General features: G+C 53.1%; 18 protein-coding genes and 2 pseudogenes. 17 read left to right on the top strand and 3 right to left on the bottom strand.

The window, feature by feature from the left end:
- The 6 genes and pseudogenes from B4113_RS01035 to B4113_RS01015 form a co-directional block, all read left to right on the top strand.
- Positions 1–778: pseudogene (locus B4113_RS01035) on the top strand (replicative DNA helicase); the annotation flags it as partial.
- Positions 775–1,521, top strand: coding sequence for a DUF6063 family protein (locus B4113_RS01030; RefSeq protein WP_061912102.1), 747 nt, complete (start codon positions 775–777; stop codon positions 1,519–1,521). The pseudogene B4113_RS01035 and the gene B4113_RS01030, both read left to right, overlap by 4 nt.
- Positions 1,505–5,917: a hypothetical protein gene (locus B4113_RS01025; protein WP_033843922.1), complete on the top strand. Its 4,413-nt coding sequence runs from the start codon at positions 1,505–1,507 to the stop codon at positions 5,915–5,917. The genes B4113_RS01030 and B4113_RS01025 overlap by 17 nt, the downstream gene beginning before the upstream one ends.
- 365 nt (positions 5,918–6,282) lie before the next feature.
- A complete protein-coding gene (locus tag B4113_RS18365; protein WP_081897217.1) occupies positions 6,283–6,432 on the top strand; it encodes a DUF2639 domain-containing protein in 150 nt (49 codons plus the stop codon).
- 104 nt (positions 6,433–6,536) lie between these two features.
- The gene (locus B4113_RS21080; protein WP_033843921.1) at positions 6,537–6,740 is read left to right on the top strand and encodes an NETI motif-containing protein; all 204 of its coding nucleotides are present in this window, start codon (positions 6,537–6,539) and stop codon (positions 6,738–6,740) included.
- Between the two features lie 119 nt (positions 6,741–6,859).
- Positions 6,860–7,066 (top strand): DUF6501 family protein, encoded by a 207-nt coding sequence (locus B4113_RS01015; RefSeq protein ID WP_033843920.1) that lies wholly within the window; start codon positions 6,860–6,862, stop codon positions 7,064–7,066.
- A 151-nt stretch (positions 7,067–7,217) separates the two neighbouring features.
- Here the strand turns inward: B4113_RS01015 and B4113_RS01010 are convergent, their stop codons facing one another.
- Positions 7,218–8,510 carry a HAMP domain-containing sensor histidine kinase gene (locus tag B4113_RS01010; protein WP_033843919.1) on the bottom strand — a complete coding sequence of 431 codons (1,293 nt, stop codon included), beginning with the start codon at positions 8,508–8,510 and terminating at the stop codon, positions 7,218–7,220.
- 107 nt (positions 8,511–8,617) lie between these two features.
- Positions 8,618–8,923 (bottom strand): annotated as a pseudogene (locus B4113_RS01005) (MFS transporter); the annotation flags it as partial.
- 692 nt (positions 8,924–9,615) lie between these two features.
- Here B4113_RS01005 and B4113_RS21075 point away from each other — a divergent pair.
- The 4 genes from B4113_RS21075 (at position 9,616) to B4113_RS00980 (ending at position 13,082) form a co-directional block, all read left to right on the top strand.
- A complete protein-coding gene (locus tag B4113_RS21075) occupies positions 9,616–9,969 on the top strand; it encodes a hypothetical protein (RefSeq protein WP_339232085.1) in 354 nt (117 codons plus the stop codon).
- Between the two features lie 159 nt (positions 9,970–10,128).
- Positions 10,129–10,536, top strand: coding sequence for a GntR family transcriptional regulator (locus B4113_RS00990; protein WP_033020652.1), 408 nt, complete (start codon positions 10,129–10,131; stop codon positions 10,534–10,536).
- Positions 10,502–11,401, top strand: coding sequence for an ABC transporter ATP-binding protein (locus B4113_RS00985; RefSeq protein ID WP_033020654.1), 900 nt, complete (start codon positions 10,502–10,504; stop codon positions 11,399–11,401). Before B4113_RS00990 ends, B4113_RS00985 begins: the two co-directional genes overlap by 35 nt.
- Positions 11,376–13,082, top strand: coding sequence for a DUF6449 domain-containing protein (locus tag B4113_RS00980; RefSeq protein WP_061912101.1), 1,707 nt, complete (start codon positions 11,376–11,378; stop codon positions 13,080–13,082). The genes B4113_RS00985 and B4113_RS00980 overlap by 26 nt, the downstream gene beginning before the upstream one ends.
- 41 nt (positions 13,083–13,123) lie before the next feature.
- Here B4113_RS00980 and B4113_RS00975 read toward each other — a convergent pair whose 3' ends face one another.
- Positions 13,124–13,351, bottom strand: coding sequence for a hypothetical protein (locus tag B4113_RS00975; protein ID WP_033843912.1), 228 nt, complete (start codon positions 13,349–13,351; stop codon positions 13,124–13,126).
- A gap of 129 nt (positions 13,352–13,480) precedes the next feature.
- Between B4113_RS00975 and B4113_RS00970 the strand changes: the two genes are divergently transcribed.
- From B4113_RS00970 to B4113_RS00945, 7 genes are all read left to right on the top strand, one after another.
- Positions 13,481–15,106, top strand: coding sequence for a spore germination protein (locus B4113_RS00970; RefSeq protein ID WP_033843911.1), 1,626 nt, complete (start codon positions 13,481–13,483; stop codon positions 15,104–15,106).
- Complete coding sequence (locus tag B4113_RS00965) at positions 15,103–16,308, top strand: Ger(x)C family spore germination protein (RefSeq protein ID WP_033843910.1); 1,206 nt, start codon at positions 15,103–15,105, stop codon at positions 16,306–16,308. The genes B4113_RS00970 and B4113_RS00965 overlap by 4 nt, the downstream gene beginning before the upstream one ends.
- A 370-nt stretch (positions 16,309–16,678) precedes the next feature.
- Positions 16,679–17,782 (top strand): GerAB/ArcD/ProY family transporter, encoded by a 1,104-nt coding sequence (locus tag B4113_RS00960; protein WP_033843909.1) that lies wholly within the window; start codon positions 16,679–16,681, stop codon positions 17,780–17,782.
- 216 nt (positions 17,783–17,998) lie between these two features.
- The gene (locus B4113_RS00955) at positions 17,999–19,438 is read left to right on the top strand and encodes a PP2C family protein-serine/threonine phosphatase (RefSeq protein ID WP_033843907.1); all 1,440 of its coding nucleotides are present in this window, start codon (positions 17,999–18,001) and stop codon (positions 19,436–19,438) included.
- A 13-nt stretch (positions 19,439–19,451) separates the two neighbouring features.
- The gene (locus B4113_RS00950; protein ID WP_051962697.1) at positions 19,452–19,895 is read left to right on the top strand and encodes an ATP-binding protein; all 444 of its coding nucleotides are present in this window, start codon (positions 19,452–19,454) and stop codon (positions 19,893–19,895) included.
- Positions 19,888–20,058, top strand: a complete 171-nt coding sequence (locus B4113_RS19800; protein WP_156102720.1) for a hypothetical protein — start codon at positions 19,888–19,890, stop codon at positions 20,056–20,058. The genes B4113_RS00950 and B4113_RS19800 overlap by 8 nt, the downstream gene beginning before the upstream one ends.
- The gene (locus B4113_RS00945; protein ID WP_033843906.1) at positions 20,058–20,504 is read left to right on the top strand and encodes an STAS domain-containing protein; all 447 of its coding nucleotides are present in this window, start codon (positions 20,058–20,060) and stop codon (positions 20,502–20,504) included. Before B4113_RS19800 ends, B4113_RS00945 begins: the two co-directional genes overlap by 1 nt.
- Positions 20,505–20,557 lie beyond the last annotated feature (53 nt).

Below are 20,557 nucleotides of genomic sequence, written 5' to 3'. Positions count from 1 at the left end.
TGTCGAAAAATATTTTTTGGACACCCCTGAGGGGCCGAAAAGCCTTGATAAATCAACATTTCTAGAGGGAGGGAAGACGTATGAGCTTGTGCTCAAAATTGCCAGAGAGTTAGAATCGGTGCATTACGCGCATTCGGCGCTCCTGGATAAGGCGCTTTCGTTAAAAAATACGACGCTTGTGACGGCGCAGGAATCGCTTTATTATACGGGGCTCCATTCGTTTAATTTCGACCAAGACATCGTGTCTCACATCGTTTCGGCTCCGCTCCCGCTTGAGGCGATGAAAGGGGTGCTTCATCCATTTTTAAAGGTGGAAGAAAACAAGGTTTGGTCGCCGATGGCGATTTTCGCCGAGCAAAACATTACCGAAGAGCGCAAAGAAAAGGCGGGGCCGCGTTTTTTAGAAGCGGAAGAGGCCGAAGAGGGCGATCGGTATCGCGCATGGCTCATAGCGAAATATAGAGAGTTGATGCAACTGTTTTTAAAGGCGTACGAGCAGGAGCGCGCGGGCACGCTCGCCGCGTTTTTCGATTATTTGGACGACATCGGGCAGTCGCATTTGTATGAACAGCGCTCGTTTTACGATTTTTGGATCTTGATGCACCAGCGCTCTCCCGTCGAGCAAGGCATGGAAGGGGAAGAAGGAAGCGCGCTTCTCGGCGAGGCGCTCGCTTTGCTTGGCGGGCGCGTGCTCGAGGTGCAAGAAGCGGGTCGCATCATCCGCCAATGCGAGCGGTTTTCGATTCAAGACATGAGTATAACGGTGAGGGAACGATGAGAAACTATCCAGAACAAAAAGTCATGCAGGCGTTTCAATTGTATACGGCACTTGCGCGGCAAGGAGCGGCAGGTGCGCAGGCGGTGCAGCTTTATAAGAGCGATGATGAAATCCGCGCGCTGTTGGATGCGTTCAGCCGCGAAGTCGACTGCGTCATCGTGTTGACGAGCGAACGGTTGTTTCTCGTGCCGCGCACGAAACTGTCGCCGTTTCATGTAAGCAACGATTGGATCAAGCGCCATTATCTTCGCGCCGGCGCCACCAACGGCGATTTGTATTTGCTTTATTTTGCCGTTCTCGTGTTGTTCGGCAGCTTTTACGACACGTATCAAAGCCCAGAGCCGACGCGGAACTTTTTGGCGATGGACGAATGGGTGCGCCTTGTGCAAGAGCGCATCGACCAATTGAAGCGGCACGATCCGGACGAATTGAAACAATTTGAGCAAGAGTTTTCATACAACTGGAGCCTCATCATTGAAAAATGGGAGGCGATGGACGATATTAAAGAAACGGCGAAACGGCAAAGCGGCGCAACGATTAGCCGCCTCAGCTTCCTCGATGCGGCACGGCGCTTTTTAATCGACCAAGAGCTTGTGGTCGACATCGGCAACGATGAAGTCGCTTTGACAGAAAAAGCGAAAACGATCATCCAGCGCTTTTTCATGGAAGTCGAGTACAACCGCGGGATTTTCGAGTTTATTTACGGATTTGAAAGGGAGAGGGACGATGCCAGCGATCAGTAAAATTCGGCTGACGAACGTCGTGTATGAAGAAGGCCGCAAGCGGTACAACGATGAAATGTTCCGATTTGACGGACATAACGGGGCGATTTTGCTGGAAAACGGCGGCGGCAAAACGGTGTTGATCCAGACGGTGCTGCAAGCGATCTTGCCGCATGTTGATTTAGCGGACCGAAAAATCAAACAGACGCTTCAACTCGAAAACGCGCCGGCGCATATCGCGATTGAATGGCTGTTGAACGACAAACCGCGCCGGTACGTCGTAACGGCCGTGTCGCTGTTTATGACGAACAACGGACTCGACTCGCTCCGCTACGTTTACGAATACAACGCGAACGACCCGCACGGCATTGAAGGCATCCCGTTTGTGCGCGAAGGAAAAGGCGGGAAGCGGCCGGCGGAACGGGGCGAAATGCAAGATTACTATCATGATATGAAAGCGAAATCGATGTTCGCGCGCACGTTTGCGACCATTAAAGAATACAAGGCGTTTCTTGAAGAGCAGTACCATATTATTGAGAGCGAATGGGAAAGCGTCGTGAAAATCAACAGCACGGAAGGGGGCGTCGAAGCGTTTTTCGACGAATGCAAAAGCACGAACCAGCTGTTTGACCGCCTGCTCATTCCGATTGTCGAGAGCGCGATCGTCGGCCATGACGCGAAACTGTTTGCCGACATGTTTGAAAAGCAGCTTGCCAGTTTCAAACATTATAAGAAATTGAAGGAGACGATTGAAGAAAACAAGCTGATCCAGCAAGAACTCGAGCGATACGTGGAGACGTATGAGGAGTTCCACCATCAAGAGCTCGCGTATACGAAAGCGAAGCAACGGGCCAAAGGGGTATGGCTGGAGACGCTCCAGCAAAAGCAAGCGGGCGAAAACGAGCTAAACAACAACGCCGCCCAATGGGAAGAATGGAGGCAAACGGAAGCGGCGCACCGCCAAAAGCGAGCGACGTATGACGTGTTAGTGGAAGAAGCGTGTTTGCGTGAACTGGAACGCGAATATGAATGGGCGTTAGCGCAAGAGAAAGAAAAGGAAGAAGAACTTTGGCGCCTTGAGCGCGACTATGATTCGCTGCGGCTTGCCGGATACAAAGAAGCGAAAAAACGGCATGACGAAGCGCTTGCCTATATTGAAGCGGAGATGGCGAAGCGGAAAGACGACGAGACGCTCGCTCGTTGTGAAGAAGAATTGGAAATGGCGCGCCGCGCGCTTCTTGGTTATTTTATGGAGCAGCTTGAGAAAATCGGCCAAGAGGAGCGAAGTGTGCGCTATGAACTGAATCCGATTCAAACGCAAATCGAACAATGGACGAAAGACATCGAAACCCTCAAACGGACGGCGCAAGAGGCGGGCGAGAAGCGGGCTGGCATTCAAAGCGTCATCGATGCAAGAGAAAAAGACATGGAGTCTATAAAGCAGCGCCTATTGGCGAATCCGTCGCAGCAGTCAGTCGAGGAAGAAATGGGAAAATGGATCGAGCGCGAACAATGGTTGGACGAAGAAATCGTCCGCTTGCGCCAAGAGATGAAGCAATCCAAGCAAGCGGAACGGGCGGCGGAAGCGAACAAAGAGGCGCTTCAAAAGCAATGGGCGAAGCAGCAGGCGGCGAGCGAGGCGCTGGCGCAGCGGCTCGAAACGCTTGAGAACGAAGAGCAAGCGCTCATTCAGACGCTCGCCTCGCTTCGTCCGCAATGGGCCGCACTGGATAGCGTCTACATCCAAGAAGAGACGATCCGGATGAGGCTTCAGGAAGAAATCGAAAAAAGAATGAAAGAGCGAGAAGCGCTATTAGTGCAAGAACGGATCGTGTCGCGGCTTCACGATGCATACGGCGAACAAGACGTCTTTTTCGCCGACCCGTTTTTAGCAGAGCAGCTTGCTTCATGGAAAAACCAATTTGATTTCGTCGCGACGGGTGTTGAATATTTGCAGTCGCTTACAGAAGACGAACGCGCGAACAAGCAGGCGTTTCCGCTCTGGCCGGCGGCGCTCATGACGACGGCGAAGGCAAAAGAGCGGCTCGTGCAAAAAGTGCGGCAAATGAACGACCGCTTGCAGCTGCCGATCGTCGTGCTGTCGACGGATGAGGCGGCGCGCGTGGAAGAGACGGGCATGCCGCATGAATGGATCGCGCCGCGTTATTGGGAGGAAGCGAGCGATCCGGCCTTGTTTGGCGCTTGGAAAGAACGCATCCGCGAAAGCGCCCGCGACATGACGCAGCGCCGTCAAGAGAAAGAAGCGGAGCTGAGGCTTTGGCAAGACGCGCAACAAGCATGGCGCGCGTTTTTGGCGGCCCACCCGTACGAAGCGGTCGAATCGCTCCGCGCTGAGCACGCCGAACGGTTGCGCAGCATTGAACAATTGACGCTTGCGATCGACAAAGAAAACGCCCGCATCGATGAATGCCGCGCCCATCTCGAGCGAGCCGGATCGCTCATCGGCCAATACGAGGAAGAATGGCGCGGATGGCGCGACAAAATCAAGGATGCCGGTCAGTATATGCAATATAAAAAAGAAGTGCAAGAAGCGCGGAAACAAGCGCAAGCGCTCGACGAGCAACTAGCGGCGCTTGCCAAAGATATCGCCCGTCTCGGCTCCCGGCTTGAAGAGGCGCGCGCCCAAAAAACAGAATTGAAAGAGCGCCTTCGGTCGTTAGAAGCCCAGCGCCGCGCCGTTGAACAAAACTACGACTATCGGTCGCTCCGCTCTCTTGCGCCGATTTACTCACGGGAGAGCGAAGAGGTCATTCGCGCGAAAATTGACCAATGGAAGCTGCGAATTCAAGGGATTGAAACGACGTACAGCGAGTGGCAAACGAAGCGGGAGTTTCGACAAAACGAGATTGACAGGCTGACAAACGAAATCAACAAGCTGAAACAGAAGCGTCCCGACCTTGACGAAACGAGGACGTTTCCAAGCGACGGCGCGCAGCGGCTCGAACGGCTGGAGGAACAAATCGCGTCGGCTCAAGAAACGTTAAAGCGCCTGAAACAAAGGACGCAAGAGGCTTTAAAACGCAAAGAGCGGCAAAGCGGCGTCGTGCAAACGAAAGAGCAGCAGTTTCGCGAAAAATTCCCGAATGAGGCGCGGTGGCCATTCGCTGCGCCGCTTGCCGACATCGCCGCGCAGTTGGAAGCGGAACAAGAAGCGCTCGCAAAGCGGAAAGCGTTTCTCGAACAAGAACGCGAGCGCCTTGCCAAAGAGATGAAAAGCATCGAGCAAGCGGCGCGTCAGCTGGAAGTAGCGAAAGAGGTGCATCATTTCAACGCGCCGCCGATCGCCGCCTTATCGTTGAGCGCGGAAGAAGCGACGGCATTTTCATACGACCGCCGCGGCTTCATCGAAGGGGTCACGGAAAGCTTAAAGGCGGGAAAACAAGCGGTCGAAGCGGCAAAAGAGCGCGTCGAGCGCGCCAAACGGTCGTTTCGGGAGTTTTGCCGCACGTCGATTCAAGATATGAAAATGCAGCAAATGGCAATTAATGGCATTGAGCATAAAGAAACGTACGAAGACATTATCAGCTTTAAGAAACATATGATGAAAAGCGTCGAAAGCGCGACGAACTACGCGAATGAACATATCCGGCAAAAAGACGCCGAGCTGCAGGCTTTTATCAACCATATCCACACGCATTTGCGCACATTGGTCGAAGAATTGAGGCAAATTCCGAACAAGACGAGAGTCAAAGTCGGGGACGAATGGAAGCGCATTTTCACGTTTACCATTCCGGAGTGGGAAGAAGAAGTCGGAAAAGCGCGCATCCGCAACCATATTGAATGGATGTTGCAGCAGCTTGAGTCTGAGCGCTTTTTAAACGAACACGGCCAGCAAGATGAAGCGAAAGTGCGGAAGGAAATCGAAATGTGGCTGCAATCGAAGCAACTTCTCCAAATCGTCATGAACAACGAAGGCATGAAAGTGAACTGCCGTAAAGTGACGAACGACAACAAAGTGACGACGCGCTCATACTCGTGGGAGCAAAGCAACGTCTGGTCCGGAGGCGAAAAATGGAGCAAAAACATGACGCTCTTTTTAGGCATCCTCAATTACGTCGCCGAGAAAAAACAGCGCCTCCAACCGACGATGAAGCGCCATCGCACCGTCATTTTGGACAACCCATTCGGAAAAGCGTCAAGCGACCACGTCTTAAATCCGGTGTTCTTTATCGCCGAACAGCTCGGCTTTCAAATTATCGCGTTGACGGCGCATGCGGAAGGGAAGTTTCTTCGCGATTATTTCCCGATCATTTACAGCTGCCGCCTGCGCCCGTCATCCGACCCGAACAAACAAATCATGACGCAGGAAAAATGGATCCATCATGCCTACTTCCAAGACCATGCCCCGAAATCGCTCGAACGGCTTGGCGAAACGGAGCAGTTGGAGTTGTTTTAGAGAGACCATTCCGCAACGGAAAGGGAATATAAGCGCGTGTGGAAAGCTTCTTCTCCCTTCCAACATGAACGAAGCCGAGTTCGACAGGTTTGAAAGACAATCCTAATGTGACAAGGCTTTTGTATTGAAAAACGAGGTTGGTAAGCGGCCTGCTCGCTTAAAACAGCGATCTCCTAGAAGGCTGGTGAAAAACATTGGTTTCCTTTGGTCGATGAAAAAAGTGTGCACTGTTGTAAGGCTTTTCTATTTGAAAAACGATGCTGGGAAGCGGTTGCGCGAGTAAATCACCGCCCCTCTAGGGCGTTCTCAACTTTTGCGTAGGCGCATATACATAAAGACAAGCCAAGCAAAAGGAGGGAGCGCCCATGGCGCATGTCGGATCGAAAGGATGGCTTGTCGCCGAACTGAAAAAGGCAGGCATTGCCCGCCATCCGGTCGGGCGGAAAAAAATCGAGACGTACAAGGCGACGGAATTGTATGGGCTGTACCGAAAATATGTGCAAAAGACGCGCTGAGCCGGACAGAAAGGATCCGGCTTCTTTTTTTCGGACAAAATAACAAGGGAAAGGAGGGAGGCGCACCGGTCGTTTGGCCGGAAAAGGAACGAACGCCGAACGGAATGAAGAAAAAACGGTTTACCGTAGCGGAAGGGGAAACGCTTGCCGCCTGTTTACAGCGGATGAAACGAGAAGGATACCGCCCTATCCGCCGCGTTGAGCAGCCGTTTTTCCGTCTAAACGAAATGAAGGCAAAAACATTAGCATCTCTCCTTTCAGACATGATCACCTCGTTGTTGGCGAGTGTGCATACAGTTCCACTATAGCACGGCTGTCCGCTGCCGCCAACGGCGAGGCGGCCGGCTGGGCGCGGAACGTTGCAAGGAAAGGGGGCGGCAGTTACAATAGTAGAGGAAGCAGCATAAATGAAAAAGGAGATGACGCCATGATCCATTACACATGGGCGACCCGGCCGACGATCAAAAAAGTGAAATGCGTCCATACGAATGCGGAAAAATACATGGTCAGCAACGTATTGACGCCCGGCAACGTGTACGAAGTGAAAAACGAAACGGACGAGTTTTATTTTGTCGTGGACAACAGCGGAAAAGTCGGCGGGTTTTACAAAGATTATTTCGAAGAAGTTCAATGATCGCGCCGATGTCAAACAACCAAACGGGGCTGACCGAAAAGGTCGGCTGCCTTCAAGATAGGCGAACATATCGGGCGGCAAAAGCAGTCAGCACGTATATAGCAACGAACGAGGGTGTCCGGATTTGGTTGCGACACCCTCGTTTTGTCGCTCAGCCGGCTACGCTTCGTTCCGCCGTCGGCGGCTTCACCCGGCTGGCCGGCAAGGTGATCGTCAGCGTCGTGCCTTTTTGGACGGCGCTTTCAATGTTCCATGTCCCGCCCATTTGTTCGATAATTTTGACTGCAACCATGGCGCCAAGACCCGTTCCTTTTTCTTTCGTGCTGAAGTATGGTTCGCCGAAACGGCGCACTTGCTCTTTTGTCATGCCAACGCCGTTGTCCGAAACGGTGATGACGACGGCGGTTCCCCGATGTTCCGCTGTCACGCGGAGCGTTCCACCGTTTGGCATCGCTTCGATGCTGTTTTTGAACAGATTCAAAAAACATTGTTGGAAATATTGCACGTTCCCGATGACGATGCCATGGTCAAGCGAGGAAGAAAGGCTGACCGAGTGCATATGGGCCATGGGCGCGATCATCTGCAATACTTTTTGAAGCTGGATGGCGACATCGATCGGTTCTGTTTCTTTTGGCGCCGGCTTGGCAAACGTCAAATAATCGCGAATGATCGCTTCCGCCCGTTCCAGTTCCTCTAAGGCGATCCGGATGTATCGCTCCTCGGTTTCCCGCGGCAGCGGCCCGGTTTGCAGCAGCTGGATAAACCCTTTGACGACAGTGAGCGGGTTGCGAATTTCATGGGAAATGCTGGCGGCCAGCTGACTGACAATCTCCATTTTTTCCATTTTCATTAGCTCGGCTCGGGCGAGCTGTGCTTCGTGGAGCGTTTCCATCAAATAAACCGCAAACATCATTACAAACGGCGGCATCAGAATGAAGTAAATGATATACGGTTTCGTCACTTGGAAATCGGCGATCACGACAGCGACAAAGGTGGTGAGCACCGCCAACAAAAACGTCAGCCCAAGCGCAGTAAACAGCTTGCTGGGGCGGGGCAGGCGGCGAAACAGCGGCGAGACGACGGCTGCAGCCGCCAGCATAATGGCGTAAACGATCAATGTCAATGGCTGAAAGCCGTACAAAATCGTGCGCGCCAACATGAGCATAGTCAACAGCACCGCCCCGACCGCGCTTCCGCCATAGAGCGTTCCGAGCAAAAACGGAACTTGCCGGAAATCGTGGACACATGCCGGGTCGATGTAAATCGGGAACTTCATGCATAACACTGCCGCCAACGTCAGGCAAGCGCCAAGCAGCACCCGGCTGTAAAGGAGGCGGCGCCGGATGGCTGCGCTATGGTCATAAATAAACGAAAAAGCAAAGACGCCGACCAAAATATAAAATAAATTGTTCAAAACGTGTTGATTAATATAAAGCCCCGCCATAGAACGATCCCCTAATCTACTTGAACCTCATTCGGTCTTCATTCATAAAGCCGGAAATCGGTTGAAAAGAAAATAGTTTTGTCATTTCTCGTCGTTCGCAGCCAGATCGCCAAGGCGAGCCCGGCCATGCCGAGCAAGCTCGCCGCCATACCAAGCGGCAAAAAACGCGGCGACGGCAGCCGGTCCGTCTAAAAACCGACGACCGGCTGCATGACCGACGACGTCATGTTCAGCGCAAACGCAATCCAGCCGATTGCGGTGTACGACAGCTCCATCATCGAGCGCAAAATCGGAAAGAGCGCCGGGATGACCGCCTGCATGGCATCGTTCAAAAAGTGTCCGAGGCTGATGGCGAACAAAATCGGATAGAGCGTCATGTTGGCGGCGCTCGTTCGTTCCGTATGAGCGTTCATCATTCTCCCCCGTTCCGCAAAATCGGTCTTAATATGGCTAATTATACTTGATCTTCACCGGCGGAAAAAGCCCCATTTCCTGGCGCGGGTGCAGGCAAGGTGACCTCGTTTTTGTCTTTTCAATCGCCGGCGCGAACATTCAGTTTTTCTTTTCCAGATGCGCTGATGGACAGACGAACGCTCACAGACAGCGCGTTTTCAGTTGCGGAGAATTTAGGTTCATCACGGAAAGATGTACTTGACTTTTTGAAAAAACATGATATAATAAGTCCCGACTGAACGGAAGATAACAAAAAATGGTAATTAATCTTTTTGACGGCTCATCACCACAACATGTACTTGACAGACGATTCACTTCTTCTGCACAAGTGTATGCAAAACATGATTGATTTCCTGTTCTTTCTTGGTTGCATAAGTCAGGTACGTGATGAAGGTGAAGAGTCTTTTGACATTCTTATCACGAAAAATTTTTTTGTCAAGTACATTTGGTGGTGAAAATCCAGAATTTGTCGGTGCGAACGCAAAATAAACAGCAAAACTTCTCAAATCGCACAGGGGCACAATACGAAGAAAGGGCGAACAGCAACGGCACGGTAGCGCCAAAAGGTCTATGAAAACTCCACACAGATCATCCCATTGAGCATCGAGGGGTATATAGAGCCCGATTCGCTCTTGACTAACACCCACCAGAGATGCGGAAGAGTCGTCAAGGGCGACGGAGACAAAAGAAAACCGCCCTTGCTTTTAACGAATTTTACCTTTCAAGGGGGCGCGGTATAAAGTGGTTTCATCTGACTATCGAATTGGTGACCGGCTTGATTCTGTTGTTCGCCGTCGTTACAATCGCCGGCAAAAAACTGATCAGCCAAATGAGCCCGTTTACGTTTATCTCAGCCCTTGTCCTTGGCGAGCTGCTCGGCAATGCGCTGTATGACGACCATATTCACCTTTGGTACATATCCTCCTTTGGAGAGCGATGCTGTTTTTCGTTGAGTATGCGAGCCAAAAGGGGATGGATTGGTTGTGCAGACGTATCAGCCCGATAAGCTGCAACGGTCAACATAGCGGCGGACGGCGCCGGAATGAGAGGAAGAAAGAATCCCCGGATGCCTCTTTCTTATTTTATGGAAAAGTGCTTGCTCTTTTTTTACTTTGCGTGTACTATTGGTAATAGTACGGTAATGACAACGGGAGGAGGAGGGGAGATGTTTGAGCTTGACTTACGAAGCCGACAGCCGATTTATGAGCAGCTGATGGAAAAAATGAAAGAAATGATCGTTCGCGAACTATGGCAACCGCACGACCAGCTGCCGTCGGTCAGGGCGATGGCGAAACAGCTGATGGTCAATCCAAACACGATTCAAAAGGCTTACCGTGAACTCGAGCGCGACGGCTGGATTTATTCGCTGCCGGGAAAAGGCAGTTTCGTCGCGCCGCGCCCGAAAGAACCGAATGCGGAAGCGGTCGCTGCCGTTTACGAACAGTTTGTCCGCCTTGTCAAAGAGGCGCGATTTTTAGGAGTGACGAACGAGCAGTTATGGCAATGGATCATAGAAGGGGAGAAAGAGAGGGAGAGCGATGATTCAACTCGCAGACGTGACGAAAACGTTTGACCGGTTTCCCGCCGTCAACGGGGCGACGATGACCGTGCCGAAAGGGGCGATTTACGGGCTGCTTGGACCGAACGGCGCGGGAAAAACGACGCTGTTAAAATTGATGGCCGGTATTCTCCGCCAAGACCGCGGGACGATTACCGTCGACGGTGATGAGGTGTGGGAAAATATAGAAGTCAAGCGGCGCATTTTGTTTTTGCCGGATTTCGTCTATTTTTTTCCTCAGGCAACGATTCAGCAGATGGCCGATTTTTATGAGCAAGTGTATCCGTCGTTCAGCCGTCAGCGGTTTACGGAGCTGCGCGCGGCGTTTTCATTGGATGTCAACAAAAAAATCCATCAGTTTTCGAAAGGGATGCAGCGCCAGGCCGCTTTTTGGCTCGCTTTTTCCGTGCGGCCGGATGTGCTCATTATGGATGAGCCGCTCGATGGGCTCGACGTGTTCGTTCGCCGCCACGTCAAACAATTGTTGATTGATGAGGTGGTCGAACGGGAGATGACCGTCGTCATCTCATCGCACAATCTGCGCGAGCTCGAAGATTTGTGCAGCATGGTCGGGTTGATGGCGGGCGGTGTCGTGCAGCTGGAGCGCGATTTGGATGAGCTGCGCGCCGGTGTGCATAAGCTGCAGCTGGCGTTTCGCGATGGATTTCCGGATGAACTGGCCGAACGTCTCGAGATCGTTCACCGCGAAGTGCGCGGCAGCATCGTGATTTTGGTCGTGCGCGGCGAAAAGCGGCGCGTAGAGGAGACAGTTCGCGCGTTTCATCCCCTGATTTTTGATGTGCTGTCGCTGTCGCTCGAAGAAATTTTTATGTATGAAATGGGGGGTGCCGCTCATGTCTGCGAAACGGTGGTCGGCTAACCGCGCTGTATGGACGCAAAATCTTCGTCAGATCAGCTGGATTGCCATCATTCATTGGTTGCTATGGATGGCAGCGATCGTGCTGCCGATCGCACTTGCCTATTCGCAATATGACCCGAAAGTCGGCAACGTGCCGCAGTGGGAAAACGTGTACCACATATCGAATAGATTTGAGACGTTGATCGCTTGGCTCGTTCCGATACTGGCGGCAGCCGGCGTTCTTCGCTATATGCATGATAAACGATCGGCCGACTTTATTCACAGTTTGCCCATCCGCCGCACCGAACTGCTCACCAGCCAAATCGTGTTCGGTTGGCTCATGGTAGCGGTGCCGCTTTTGCTCACTGCGCTTGTTGCCATCGGCTGCTTGGCTGGGTTGGACCTGCCGTGGCCGATCAACGCAGCGGACGTATGGCGCTGGTTCGGTGAGACGGTAACGGTGGAAACGGTGATTTTTGCTTTTTCCATCGCCGTGGGAGTGCTCGTCGGCCAATCGGTGATTCATGTCGTGTTGACGAATATTCTTCTTGTCTTTCCGGCTGGCATTCTTGTGTTGATTTATACCAATTTATCGCTATTATTGCCGGGATTTCCGAATGATTATTATTTATCGATTGATGTGGAACGGCTTGTGATTCCGCTGCGCTATGAGATGTTAGGGTATCGATCGATGGAGGCAGGCGAAGCGGGGGGGATGTTGTTGTTGGCGCTTCTCCTCTTTGGCTTCGCGATTTGGTTGTATGAGCGACGGCCGACCGAGACAGCCGGGCAGGCGATGGCGTTTCCGGCGTTCCGCCCGCTGTTTGTATACGGAGTGGCGGTGTGTTCATGGCTGCTTGGCGGCTTTTATTTCGGAGGAGTGGAGAGCGAAGCGAGTTGGCTCCTGTTTGGCTACCTAGCGTTTTCGTTGTTGGGCTACGCGATCGCCTGCATGGTGATCGCCAAAACATGGCGGATTTTCCGGCGGTGGAAAGGGTATGTTGGGTTTGTGGCGATCATGGCGGCGGCGTTATGGTTGATTCATTTGGATATATTCGGATACGGCCAGCGCGTTCCTGAATTGTCTGAGATCCAGCAAGTTTACTTCGGCCAGTCGACGACCAAATTCCGCCATTCTGAGCTAATCGGCCGCTCGTTCGAGGAGTATGATCAGTTTTTGCGTACGAAAGACAATATGAAAGCGGTGCGGGCGTTTCATCAGCAGCTGGTGCACGACAAGCCGCGCCCATCGCGGTTTGAGCAAAATCAGCCGGTGGTGATCGGCTACGTGCTCAAAGACGGGACGCGTCTCCTTCGCCGTTATGACGTCCCCGTCGAGCCGTACATGGATCATTTTCGCCGCATTATGGAGTCAAAAGAGTATAAACAGCAATATTATATATTGCTTCGTCCGAGCGGCTACTCGCCGATCCGGCAAGTGACGCTGCGCAACATAAGTACAGGAAACACCGTGCTAGTTTTGGCCGACCCAAAAGAAATTGAATCATTCATTGCGGCGCTGAAGCAAGACTTATGGAATGAACCGGTCAAAGCGATACTTGGTGGTGGAAGAGAGGCACAGGGGGAAATCGAACTGTTGCAAAGTGACGGCGACATGTTCTCAACTACACTCACCGCCGATCACACGCACGTTCGTCAATGGCTCGAACAGCGAAACGTATGGCAAAAAATCAAACAGTAGCGATGAGAGCGGGCAAGCGCATGCGCTTGCCCGCTATTTTGTCAAGAGGAAGGTTTTTTTCGCCGCCAAAGCCATACGGTGAGCAAGTCAAGCAGCCAAAAGGCGATGAATAAAAACAAAAGAAACAGCTCCGGCGCTTCCATCACGCGAAACGGATTGAGCACGTTATGCAGCGATTGTCGCAGCGTTAATCCTAGGAGCCAGTCCATTCCTACCGCCGTTCCACCTAACAGCAGCAGAAAGGAGAGAGAGAGGAAGACGACTTTCAATGCAAGCCACCTGCCGCTTTTTCGTTTAGTGTTCTCCGGCCAGGGAGAAATGATGCATCCCCGTATACACGTTTGGCGGATTGCCTATAATGGAGGATAAACGCGATATGGAGCAAGGAGGAAAGGACTATGCTGTTTCAGTGGGGGATGCGTCGGCAAAAGGAGCGGATGAACGACGGCGTGCAGCAAGAAGGGGCCGACCATAGCGGCGAAGCGGCGGACGTCCCAGAAGAGCCGCTGTCACCTGAACTGGCGGTGAACATCGACATCATTCGGCGGGCGACCGGCGAAAGCAGCGATATCGTCATTCGCCGTTTTTCCCTCGGCCAAAAAACGCAAATGAAAGCGGCCATCGTCTTTGTCGACGGGCTCGTCGATGAAAAAAACGTATACGAGTTTTTGCTTCTGCCGCTCCTTACGGCGTCGTTTCCGCTCGCGCTCGAGGAAAAGGAGCGGGTTCAATGGATTGAAAAAAAGCTCGCCGCAGTCGGCGGCATCGAGCAAGTCAGTGATTGGAAGCGGCTGTTTTTCAACCTGTTTTCCGGAGCGACGATTCTCTTGCTCGATGGAGCGGCGTTGGCCATTAGCGCGAGCACAAAAGGCGGGCAATACCGTTCGATTGAAGAACCGCAAACCCAAATCGCCATCCGCGGCCCGCGTGAAGGGTTTACCGAGTCGTTGCGCACGAATACGGCGCTGATTCGCCGCCGCATTAAAAACCCGAACCTTTGGCTGGAGACGATGCAAATCGGCACGGTGACGCAAACCGATGTCGCCATTATGTATGTGAAAGGAATCGCCAATGACGACATTGTCACCGAAGTGAAGAAGCGTCTTGCCCGCATTGACATTGACGGCGTGCTCGAGTCCGGCTATATCGAACAGCTGATTGAAGATCAGACGTTTACCACATTTCCCACAGTGTATCATACAGAGCGGCCGGATGTAGTGGCGGCCAATTTGCTGGAAGGTCGAGTCGCGATTCTTGTGGAAGGAACGCCGTTTGTGCTCGTGGCACCGGCGCTGTTTATTCAATTTTTTCAAGTCGGTGAAGATTATTACGCCCGGTTTGACATCGCGACGGCCCTTCGTTTTTTGCGCGTGCTCATTTTTTTTATCTCCCTTGTCGCCCCGGCCATTTACATCGCGGCGACGACGTTTCACCAAGAGATGATCCCGACCCAGCTCGTCATCGCCATCGCTGCTCAGCGTGAATCCGTACCGTTTCCGGCGTTTGTTGAGGCGCTGGCCATGGAGGTGACGTTTGAGGTGCTGCGCGAGGCCGGCGTCCGTTTGCCGCGCGCCGTCGGCCAAGCGGTGTCGATCGTCGGAGCGTTAGTCATCGGCCAGGCGGCAGTGGAGGCAGGATTTGTATCGTCAGCGATGGTGATCGTCGTTTCAGTTACGGCAATTGCCAGCTTTGCCACGCCGTCGTTTGCCATCGCCATCTCGGCGCGGCTGATCCGCTTTGGCTTGATGTTTTTGGCGGCGATACTTGGATTTTACGGCATTATGATGGGGCTTTTGATCATGGTCATTCATTTATGCAGTTTGCGGTCGTTCGGCGTTCCGTATATGTCGCCGCTCGCTCCGCTCATTCCTTCGAACACCGGTGACACGCTGTTTCGCGTTCCGACATGGATGTTCCGCGAGCGGCCGCGCTTGATTAACCAAAAGAACATTGTCCGCCAATCGGGCGGCCAAAAGCCGCAGCCGCCGGCACCATCGCGCCAAGAGAAGGAGGACGAGTCATGAAACGGCCGCTCGCCGTGTTTTTGCCGTTTGCTGTCTGCGTCTGTTTGCTTTCGGGCTGCTGGAGTAAAAAAGAGCTGACCGATTTGGCGTTTGTCATTGCGGTTGGTTTGGATAAGACGGAAGACGGCAAGTATCTCGCCTCCTTTCAAGTCGTCAACCCAGGCAACGTCGCTGGAGCGGTGCAGCGCGGCGGCGGGGCAGCCGGAGTGCCGGTGTCGATTTATACGTCAACTGGGGACAGCTTGGTCGAGGCGAGCCGGAAAGCGTCGGAAAAAGTCTCGCGCCTTTTGTATTACGCCCATACGAACTTGGTCGTCGTCGGAGAAGAAGTGGCGCGCGAAGGGATGGACGGGGTGTTTGATGCCTTGGAGCGCAATCAGCAGTTTCGAACGACGGCGCGCTTAGTGATCGCCCGCGGCCATTCGGCGAAAGACACGCTTTCAGTGTTAACGCCGATTGATAAAATTTCCGCCAACCAAATTATTAAAACGCTCGAGTTTTCAGAACTGGCGTGGGGGCAGACGATGAACGCCGATGCATGGTGGGCGATTCGCAGTTTGGCCTCGCCTGGAAGAAATCCGATCGTTACCGGCGTAGTCATTGAAGGGAACCCGAAGGAAGGGAGGCGGCAAAAAAACGTGCAGTCATCCGTGCCTGACGCCCGCGTTACATTGAAAGGGTTGGCGCTGTTTAAACATGCTCGCCTGATTGGCTGGGCTGACGGACCGACGGCAAGAGGCATAATGTGGGTGCTTGACCGCATTCACCAAACGAATCTTACTATTCCGTGGGGAGGAAAACGGGAAGCGATCGGCTATCGGATTGTACGAGCGAAAACGAATGTGGAAGCCGACGTAAAAAACGGTCAGCCGTCCATTCTCGTTCATATTAAGGCGGAAGGCGACATCAGCGAGGTGCGCGTTCCGATCAACTTAGCTGACACCGGCGTCATATTTCGTTTAGAAAAGCAATTCGAACGGGGCGTCAAGCAGGAGGTGGCCAAAGCCATCGAAACGGCCCAGCGGGAACGAACCGATGTGTTCGGGTTTGGCGAAGCGGTTCACCGCGCCGATCCGCGTTTATGGAAAAAAATTGAGAAAGAGTGGCACGACCGCTATTTTCCCGAACTGGACGTCACTGTCACGGCTGATCTGTACATTCGCCGCACCGGGCTGCGGAATCGACCGTATATAGAGGAATAACGGCTGTATGACACCTTAAAAGGCCGGTGAAAAAACGCTGTCACACATCAATCGACGTTTCATTCAAAAAAGTTCCATGAGCAGTAGATCTGCCCTCCACCCGGGGATGAAAATCTCGCGCCAGTTCAGCATTTTCGTAGAAAAGTTGATTCTGCAAGGCTTCTCTAATTGAGAAATAGGTGGGATCAGCAGCATTTTACCCTAAATCCCCCGTCATTGAAACGAGCGGTGAAAAACCGTTGTTTTCCTTGATGGACAATCGGCGGAAAACAGCGCCGATGTCACAACGCTTTTCTATTTTTGAGAAACGAGGCTGGTAAGCATCTCCCTTCAATTACCGGCCTTCTAGAACAAAGGCGGTGAAAGTCGATTGGAATCCGTCAAAATCAACGCGCGTCAATTGTTTGTGTTGATTGTATTGTTTGAACATGGCAGCGCCATCGTCATTCCCCTTGGGGTGGATGCGAAGCAAGACGTATGGATCGCCATTTTGCTTGGGTTGGTGTTCGGCCTGCTGTTGTTTTTCGTTTATCGCCGGCTGTTCGAGTACTATCCCGATCAGCCGCTGACCGCTTATTTGCCGCAAATCGTCGGGGCGCCGCTCGGCAAGCTGTTGGCGGTTGTGTATATTACGTATTTTCTTTATATTGCCGCCCGCGTGCTGCGCGATTTCGGGGAGCTGCTGTTGACGTTCGCTTACCCGGAAACGCCGTTGTTTGTGCTGAACGCCATTATGGCGCTCACTGTCATGTACGGCGTTTATAAAGGAATTGAAGTGTTGGCGCGCACCGGCGAGCTGTTTTTGACGGTGTTGTACTTGTTGGCGCTCGCTGGCTTTGTTCTTGTGTTTGTTTCAGGGCTGGTCGATGTGACTCAGTTGCAGCCGGTGTTGGAGGAAGGTTGGGGGCGGGTGTGGAGGACGGTCTGGACCGAAACGCTGTACGTTCCGTTCGGTGAAATGATCGTCTTTACGATGTTGTTTCCGTATATGAACAATCCGGTCAAAGTGAAGCGCGTGGGCTTAGGGGGAATGGTGCTAAGCGGCATCAATTTGGCGATCATTATGGCCATCAATATCGCTGTCCTCGGTCCTGATGCGGTGTCGCGTTCATCGTTTCCGCTCTTGGACACGATCCGCCGCGTGCAAGTGGCTCATTTTTTAGAGCGGCTTGACGTGTTGTTTATGATCGCGCTCATCATCGGCGGTTTTTTTAAAATCTCCGTCTTTTTTTATGCCGGAGTGGTTGGGGCGGCTCACTTGTTTGGGGTTTCAAGCCATCAGCGGCTCGTCTATCCGCTCGGGCTGCTCGTCCTATTGTTGTCGGTCGCTATTGCCAACAATTATACTGAGCACATTCATGAAGGATTGAAAATCGTCACGTTTTATTTGCATGTTCCGCTGCAAGTCATCATTCCTGTTTCGCTGCTTGTCATCGCCGCGATTCGTCGACGATTCAGCCAGCCGACAAAATAAGACAAACGGACTAAATGATTTTTGGAAACGGAAGCAGGAAAAGAGCCGATTATAGCGAATAGGGAACAATAGCGCCATTGTTCCTGACCGGAACAATGAGGCGGCTGCGCCGTCCGATCAAGGGAGGAAGTCCGGCGCCGCGGCGCGCTTTGTTTCGCGAAGCTGGGGTCAGCTGAGGGCGACAGACTGATTATGAAGAAAAAGGGTTGAACGACAGTGAAGGTGAACGTACAGGCGATCGATCAGCAAGATGCGGGGCAGTTGAATCAAGGCATTGTCATCACCAGTTCCCAATGTTTGATTTTGGCGATCAGTGAGCGGGTAGCTGCACGTCTTGAGTTTTCCAAAGATGAGTTAATCGGCCGGCCGGTTGCCAGTTTATTTTCCGCCGGATGGTCGGCCGCCCGGTTTGACGATATCATCCGCCGCGTGCGGCAAGAGGGCTGTTGGCAAGGAGAAGCGCGTCATATGACAAAAAGCGGGCGGATCTGTACGAGTTGGATGCGCGTTTCGCTGCTGTGGAGCCGCGACGGGGAATGGCTTCTTTGGCAGTTTGTGGAGCGCGCTGCTGCGTCGCCGGCTGACGTCCTCCAGTCAGCTGATGTGTTGCACGCCGTTTACGCGTCCGCGCCGTTTGCCGTTGTCTTGCTGGCTCGGGATGGAACTGTGCAAGATTGGGGACAAGGAGCGGAGCGGCTGTTCGGGTGGCGACGGGAAGACGCGGTTGGTCGTCCGGTTTGGACGCTGTTTCGTGGCGGCGAAACGTTGCTTCCGTTTCCGTCCGCCGGACCGCAATGCGGCGAGGGAGTGGCGCAGCGCCGTGATGGTGTGCCGATTGATGTTTCGTATACGATCATTCCTGTTTCCAGTTTTCATGGGTACGTCATGGTGGCGGAAGATGTGACGAGGCGGAAGCAAAAAGAGACCGAGCATCGCCGGCAAATTGAATTGGCGAAACGAATTCAACAAAACTTATTGACGCCGCTCATCCAAAACGAGACGGTGACGATGGAGGCCGTTTATATCCCATCCGACGATTTGTCGGGCGATATTTACGCTTGTTATCAAATTGATTTATACCGTTATGGCGTCATTGTCATTGATGTCATGGGTCATGGCATTTCGTCGGCTTTGGTGAGCATGCTGCTTCGCTCGCTGCTGCGCGGGTTGATCGTTCGCGTCGTTGATCCGGTTTTGGTGGCGAGCGAGCTCGAGAAGCACGTGCAATCCTTGTTTCCAGAGGAAGTATATGACATTCGCTACTTGTTCTCGATGATTTATTTGGTGATTGACACAAAAGAGCGCAAAATTGAATATACAAACGCCGGTCACCCAGCGGGCTTGCTCGTTTTTGAGGACGGAAGCATCCAAGAGTTGGACAAAGGCGGTTTGGCGATCGGCAGCCCGTTTTCTTTGCCGTTTGAAAAAGGGGTCGTTCATTATGACAAGCAGGCTCGCCTGCTTTTGTACACCGATGGCATTTTAGAAGAAATTCAGCCGTCCATTTTGCAAAGCATGGAAACGATCCGCACTTGCACGCAAATGTGCCGCCACTTGCCGGATAAACGCTTCCTTGAACGGCTGATGAATGAAGGTCCCCCGCTCGCCGCTCCGGCGGATGACATTTGTTTGTTGTCGATTACGCTCCGCGGGTGAGGCGGGGGCGGACGTGTGGCTGAGTTGGGTTGTGTCTTGCCAAGCGGGCGAAGAGGCGGTTGAGTGGTTCGATTTCATCGCTAAACAAGCTGCGCGCCTCTTGGCCGTCCGCGATGCCGATCTGTTTGTGCTGGCGGTGCATGAAGCGGTGGTCAATGCGGTGAAGGAGGCCAAGCGGGCAGGGGACGGCTCCCGAACGATTTCGCTTTCCTTTTTTGTCACTGCTGACGATGTGACAGTGATGGTGGAAGACGAAGGTGACGGCATCTCATTGGAGACGATTGAGCGGCTTGCTGGCATGACGCTCGCTGATGTGCTGCTCGCTGAATCGGGGCGCGGACTGCTGTTGATCCGCGAGGCGATGGACGCGATGGCGTGGATGGAGCGGCCGGATGGCCGCCGGGTGCTCGTGATGGCCATGAAGCGAAAGGCGGGCTGGGAGGGCGGCGATGGATGAAAACACGCGGCGGGCAACCGGCCTGTTTTTTCATCGGAAAGGGCGCCCGAACGTGCTAGGTGCCTCCTTGCGCCGTTTGATGGGAAAGGAAAAGCGGGTCACCGATGTTTGGTGGGCGGATGGCGCGGATGGAAGGAGACTGGCCAACGATAGGGGGATATGATGGAACAGCATCGATTTTTGTTTGAACTGGAACGGATTGCAAAACCTGCATACGATTGTGTCGTGCTCACCGGGCGGCTCGCCTATCATACGCAGCTCGCCGCGGAACAAAAATTGGCGGCGGCGGCCGCCGCCGTTGAACATCCGCTAGTCATCGTCGATACAAGCGGACTCCAATTTTTGGACAGCACCGGGCTGGCGCTTCTTGTCCGCTTTTTTAAACGAGTAGTTAGCGCCGGTCGTGCCATGGCTATTGTCGTCCGGGAAAACGCCATGATCGAAAAAATTTTGCTCATCGCCAAATTGAATCGGTTGCTCCCGATTGCCGCCGATGAACAGCAAGTGCTCGCTCTCGCGCCGCTGTCTTCCCCCGGACCGATCGAGCAGGCGGTGTTGCTAGAGGCGTGGCAACAGCGGCGGGCGGAAGGCGGAGATGGAAGCGGCTGATCTCAGAGCCGCGCGCTTTCCGGTCGTTTTTCAAGGAAACAGGGCGGTAAATA

It is taken from the genome of Geobacillus sp. B4113_201601 (assembly GCF_001587475.1).
Classification (GTDB): domain Bacteria; phylum Bacillota; class Bacilli; order Bacillales; family Anoxybacillaceae; genus Geobacillus; species Geobacillus icigianus.
This window is presented reverse-complemented; position numbering and strand designations above follow the sequence as displayed.